Raw genomic sequence first — 4,882 nt, forward strand, 5'->3', positions numbered from 1 at the left:
TTGACGGCCGGCTGACCCTTCGACGGCTTTGCGCATCTGCTAAACGCCTTTTGCGGTCCACCCCGGTGGCGCCGGAGAGAGGCCATATGGTCTTCGGCGGAACGACACCCGTCGAATCCCGCCGTGTGGTCCGGGCCCTGCGGCGGCTTCGGACCGGTGTGCCACGGGGGATCGAGAGGAGTTGTCGAACGTGGACTTCGTCCTGCCTGAATTGGCCCTTGCGGGCGATCGTGAGCAGATACGCGCTGAGGCGCTGGCCGAGCTCGAGGCGGCCGGCGGGCTGACCTATCGAGCTCCGACGTTTGTGGAGATGGGCGACGGCACCGGCACGGTGTGGGTGGCCGTCGATCGAACCAATGCGGTTGTCGATGTGCATTTCCGGTCGGACTGGCAGCGGGAGCTGACCTCGTCCGAGCTCGGGACGGCGCTGCTCGAGGCCAGGCACAACGCGTCGGTCACGATGATGAACGCCCTCGCGCTGGACGCGCTGGCCAAGCAGGAGAGGGTACGGGCCGGGGTCGACCCGGAGCCGGTCGAGCCCGCGCCGCCGCCCGTCGCGGCCCCCGCGCCGGGCATCCACGCGATCTGGCGACGGCTGACCGAGTCGGAGGACCGGCATTACCGCGTCACCAAGGCCGCTCGTGCGGCGCGTGAGGTCCGTACGCTGCGGGTTTCTTCCGGGCTGCTGACCGCCACCTGCGAGGGCCGCACGATCACCGGCATCGCGATCGACCCGGTGCTGGCCCACCAGGCCGGCGCGGACCGGCTGCGGTCCGCGGCGATGGAGCTGTTCCAGCAGGCCGCCCAGCTGATCGAGAGGGATGACCGATGACGAGCGTCCAGATCATCACCGACCACGTCCGCGAAGAGGCGAACAAGTGGCGCCGGTTGTCGGGCGACATGCAGGAGGTCTACCAGAGCCCCGTCGAGGGCGGCCTGGAGCTGGGGCTGTCGTCGTTCTTCATCGGCCCGACCGAGGTGGTGCCGGCGGCGATCCACTACGACTCCTACTCCACCTTCCTCAACCACTTCAAGACGCTGACTCTCGGCGCGGTCATCGAGTGGGAGCAGATCCAGGGCGCGCTGAACTGGATGGCGGACGAGTTCGACCGGGCGGACGAGATCGCCGTCGAGAGCATCAAGGCGGTCTGGACCGAGCGAACGACCAGCGACGGATCCCTGACGGCCAACCCGGACGCGTCGGCGAGCGACGGAAGGAGGCCGGCCCATGAACCCCAGTGAGCCGCAGGGTTCGGCCCTGGATCACACGAGCGCGATCGAAACGGCCGTCAACGACATCCGAGAGAAGATCAACGAGATCGCCAGGCGCTTCACGGCCGGGATCGAAAACGTCAACAAGAAATGGTTCGACCTTCCGCCGGCGGTGATGCTCAGGGTCCGCGACCTGCTCGAGAACATCCGAGCGGCGATCAACAAGGTCCTGGACATCGTGTCGGCGGTCCTGGCCCACTACTCGCCCATCATCTCGATGATCGACATCAGCTTCCACTGGCTCCACGCGGTCAAGCGGCCGATCTCCAACATGGCGGGCGCGACCGCCAAGTGGGCCACCCCCGACCTGGCCTCGTGGGACGGCGACACCGCCGTCCACTACAAGGAGCAGGTCCTCGTGTTTCAGTCGGGCGCCACCGAGGCCCTGGCCGACCAGGCAGGTTTCATCAGCGCCTGGCTGTACGAGATCGTGCAGGCCAACGTCGACTACGTCACGGAGCTGGCATCGGTGGTCGCCACGATCGCCGGGGATCTCGCGGCCGCCGCCATCGAGGCGGCCACGGTCGTCGACCTGCCCTTCGCCATCGCCGACCTCGCGGCGGCGGTGGGCGTGTACGTCGAGTCCTCGGTCAACAACCTCATCGGCATCGCCAGCCGGATCATCGCGGCCGGCGAACGGTCCCGGCAGGTCGTGGACAGCCTGGTCGACGAGCGCAAGTTCACCAACGGGCTCTGGCCCCAGTCCGTCACGCCCCCGGAGCCCCAGGCCACCATGAACGGCTGAAGCCGGCAACTGCGGCCGGCTAGCCGGCCAGGACGTTGATCACCGCGGAGGCGATCGCAGCCTGGCCCTCGAGGGTGGGATGTACGCCGTCCTCACCCATCAGCTCGGATGCGGCTGGTGTGCCGAACACCTCGGTGATGTCGACAAGGGGTCCGCCCAGCTTCCGCATGCCGTCGGACAGCGCATGGATGTCGTCGTTGGACCAGGTGGACCGGCCGAACTTGAACGCCGGGAAGACGCCGATCCTGTCCTGGTCGACCGTTGCCGGAGTCATCCACACCCACCGGGCACCGGTCAGCTCTTCGGCGATCCGGCGCAGCTCGGCGAGGTTGGCGAGCGATTCCGCGAGACTCACCTGGCACTTAGTGGGTGACGGCCCGACCCGCGTGACATCGTTGCCGCCCAGGCAGCAGATCACCCAGTCGGGGCGTACGGCCGCCACGGTGGCCGGCCAGCTCCGCAGGATCATCGCGGTGGTGTGCGCTGACAGTCCGCGGTTGACCAGCCGCACGCCGCCCGCCGACCGTTGGCCGAGCACACCGCGCAGGATCTCGGCCCAGGACTGGAGGTCGTCGGTCAGGCTGTCGCCGACCGCCAGCACGGTGTCACCGTCGCGGAACGGCAGACGGTCGACCTTTGCGGACAGCGCCGGGTCGTTCAGCAACCGCCCGGCCGCCCCCATCGCGTTGTCGGCGAACCGGGATCGCAGGGCGGCGTACCGCTCCCTGGTGAGACCGAAGATCGCCGGCTGGGCCTCCTGCATGCCGGGCAGGTAGCCGTAGGACTTGTCCAGGTGGGTGTACCGCACCCAGGTTTCGATCGAGTCCGTCGCGCTGCTGGTCACGTCGGCGGTTGTCAACGCGCACCACCCATCGGGCTGAAGTGCAGGCCGGCGAGCTTCCAGGACTGCTCTTCGCGGACGAAGACCAGGGAGACCCGGAACCGTCCGTCGGAACGCCGCGCCCCGTATGTCGCCTGCTGGGTCTGCACGCCGATGACGATCGCCGTGTCGCCGAAATGCCGGACGGTGGCGTCGCTCCACTGCAGCGACTGCATCTCCAGGCCATCCGGCTGACGGTAGCGATCGATCCACTGTGCACGGTCGAGCACGAAGCCCAGCGGCCCGACCAGGACGAGATCTCGGGAACCCAGCTCGTCCAGAGCCACGGTGTCGCCGCGCAACTCGGCGTCGGCCCAGTGCTCGGCCAACGCGAGGACGCGCTCCGTTGTCGTCGGTGCATTACTCATTGCCACTCCGTTCGATTGATGTGGATCGTTCATGCGTTCAGGCTGCTCGCGACCCGGCGGGCCAACATCGGCCAGGTGGCCATCACTCGCCGGTGGCGGTGGCCGACGCCGACACCGGCGCTATGGTTCGGCCTTCTCGAGGCCGGCATGAAGCCGTGATGAAGACGCGGAGTGTCAGGCTGCCCGGCACGTGTCATGCCGAGGGAAGGGGACAGGACGCCGTGCCCCGGAGCCACCAGTTGAGCACCCTGCTCGACGACGCCGCGCTGCTGTCGATCGAGCATCAGTGGCACTCCAGCGACGTGCTCGGGCCGCACTCGTGGCGGATGAACCTCGCCGAGGGCGTCCTCCGGTTCGACGGAGCCGTGCCGCGCACGCCGACCGCCGTGCACTTTCTCGGCACGGCGGCACCCGGTCCGGGTTCGTGGCTGTGGGCATGGGACGGGCCCGCCGATGGATATGCGTCCGAGACCCTGGAGACGGCCAGGCGACTGCGTGACTACGGCGGCAGGCACGACATCGCTCTGCTGACCCGGGCGGAGGTTCCGTTCGCCGACGTGCCCGGCGCGCCCGGCTCGGCGAATCTGGCGGCGTTCGCCTTCATCGATGTGGCGAAGGTGGTCACCGGCAACTGGACGGGATACACGTGCGAGCTGGGCGGCGGTGCCCGGGCGGCGTTCCTCGTCGAGCATCCGGTGTTCCGCCTGCCGCCGGCGACCCCGGAGTGTGTCATGCGCGTTCTCCGGACGTTCGTCACCGAGCCGCCGGCAGGGATCACCGATCATCGCCGGGCCTTGCGGAGCTACGCCGTGCGGCGTGGCCTGGGCGTGTCCTTCAACGGCTCGGCGGCACCGGAACGGGTCACCCTCCCGGGCTTGGAGGTCGTCATCGCCTTCGGCGCCGACGGCGCGCCGAGCGAGCTGACGGCGAGCGTCAAATGCCGTTCCGGGTGAACGTCACATGCGTCACGCCGCTGGGCGAGGACGTGCTCTGGACCCGATAGTCGTTCTCGAGCCCCTCGAGACCGTCCCAGAGGGGTACGCCCCGGCCGAGCAGGATCGGAACCACTGCGATATGCGCGTGGTCGATGAGCCGAGCGGCGAAGAAGTCGCGGATCACGGAGGGACCTCCGCCGATGCGGATGTCCTTACCGTCCGCGGCCTTGCGAGCTGTCTCGATCGCTTCGGCGGGCGAGGTGTCGAGGAAATGGAAGGTGGTTCCGCCCTCCATCTCGATCGGCGAGCGGGTGTGATGGGTCAGGACGAAGACGGGTGCGTGGAACGGCGGATTAGGTCCCCACGCGCCTTTCCACTGCGGGTCCTCGTGCCAGCCGGGGTGACCGAACTTGCCGGCGCCCATGATCTCCGCGCCGACCGCCGCCCCGAACTGCCGAGCGAAGACGTCGTCGACGCCGCCACTTCCGCCTGGCTCGGCGCGATGCCACCACCGGGTTCCGAACATCCACTCGTGCAACCGGTCTCCGGCATGGCCGAAGTGCGCCTCGGCGCTCTGGCCGGCACCGGTGCCGAAACCGTCGAGTGACACGGCGAAGTTCTGAAAGCGGAAGAGTGACATCGATGATGCTCCTTCGATTCTAAGTGCCGGGTTCCCAGCTTG

Annotated in this window: 8 protein-coding genes; 5 read left to right on the top strand and 3 right to left on the bottom strand. The window is 68.5% G+C overall.

What is annotated here, in order from left to right; genetic code table 11:
* The first annotated feature begins 190 nt into the window (after nt 1-190).
* The 3 genes from AB0M20_RS27635 to AB0M20_RS27645 are packed head-to-tail and all read left to right on the top strand — an operon-like array spanning nt 191 to nt 2,017.
* A complete protein-coding gene (locus tag AB0M20_RS27635) occupies nt 191-832 on the top strand; it encodes a hypothetical protein (protein WP_364303035.1) in 642 nt (213 codons plus the stop codon).
* Complete coding sequence (locus AB0M20_RS27640) at nt 829-1,242, top strand: hypothetical protein (protein ID WP_364303037.1); 414 nt, start codon at nt 829-831, stop codon at nt 1,240-1,242. The genes AB0M20_RS27635 and AB0M20_RS27640 overlap by 4 nt, the downstream gene beginning before the upstream one ends.
* Entirely contained in the window at nt 1,229-2,017 is a 789-nt protein-coding gene (locus AB0M20_RS27645; RefSeq protein WP_364303039.1) for a hypothetical protein, read from the top strand. Before AB0M20_RS27640 ends, AB0M20_RS27645 begins: the two co-directional genes overlap by 14 nt.
* A 19-nt stretch (nt 2,018-2,036) precedes the next feature.
* On the opposite strand, the gene AB0M20_RS27650 is transcribed toward AB0M20_RS27645, so the two are convergent.
* Nucleotides 2,037-2,876 (bottom strand): GDSL-type esterase/lipase family protein, encoded by an 840-nt coding sequence (locus AB0M20_RS27650; protein WP_364303041.1) that lies wholly within the window; start codon nt 2,874-2,876, stop codon nt 2,037-2,039.
* Nucleotides 2,873-3,265: a nuclear transport factor 2 family protein gene (locus AB0M20_RS27655; protein WP_364303043.1), complete on the bottom strand. Its 393-nt coding sequence runs from the start codon at nt 3,263-3,265 to the stop codon at nt 2,873-2,875. Before AB0M20_RS27655 ends, AB0M20_RS27650 begins: the two co-directional genes overlap by 4 nt.
* An 18-nt stretch (nt 3,266-3,283) precedes the next feature.
* On the opposite strand from AB0M20_RS27655, the gene AB0M20_RS27660 reads away from it, so the two are divergent.
* On the top strand, nt 3,284-3,424 hold the full coding sequence (locus tag AB0M20_RS27660) for a hypothetical protein (RefSeq protein ID WP_364303045.1): 141 nt from the start codon (nt 3,284-3,286) through the stop codon (nt 3,422-3,424).
* Between the two features lie 80 nt (nt 3,425-3,504).
* Entirely contained in the window at nt 3,505-4,218 is a 714-nt protein-coding gene (locus AB0M20_RS27665) for a DUF6882 domain-containing protein (protein WP_364303047.1), read from the top strand.
* Here the strand turns inward: AB0M20_RS27665 and AB0M20_RS27670 are convergent.
* Complete coding sequence (locus AB0M20_RS27670) at nt 4,199-4,840, bottom strand: dihydrofolate reductase family protein (RefSeq protein ID WP_364303049.1); 642 nt, start codon at nt 4,838-4,840, stop codon at nt 4,199-4,201. The two genes, AB0M20_RS27665 and AB0M20_RS27670, sit on opposite strands and share 20 nt — an antisense overlap.
* Nucleotides 4,841-4,882: the final 42 nt, after the last annotated feature.

This window comes from Actinoplanes sp. NPDC051633 (assembly GCF_040681735.1).
GTDB lineage: Bacteria > Actinomycetota > Actinomycetes > Mycobacteriales > Micromonosporaceae > Actinoplanes.

Bases quoted from the DNA above. Each gene is read 5' to 3' on its own strand.
- AB0M20_RS27655 (WP_364303043.1), bottom strand. From the start codon at position 3,265: ATGAGTAATGCACCGACGACAACGGAGCGCGTCCTCGCGTTGGCCGAG.
- AB0M20_RS27660 (WP_364303045.1), top strand. From the start codon at position 3,284: ATGTGGATCGTTCATGCGTTCAGGCTGCTCGCGACCCGGCGGGCCAAC.
- AB0M20_RS27640 (WP_364303037.1), top strand. From the start codon at position 829: ATGACGAGCGTCCAGATCATCACCGACCACGTCCGCGAAGAGGCGAAC.
- AB0M20_RS27645 (WP_364303039.1), top strand. From the start codon at position 1,229: ATGAACCCCAGTGAGCCGCAGGGTTCGGCCCTGGATCACACGAGCGCG.
- AB0M20_RS27670 (WP_364303049.1), bottom strand. From the start codon at position 4,840: ATGTCACTCTTCCGCTTTCAGAACTTCGCCGTGTCACTCGACGGTTTC.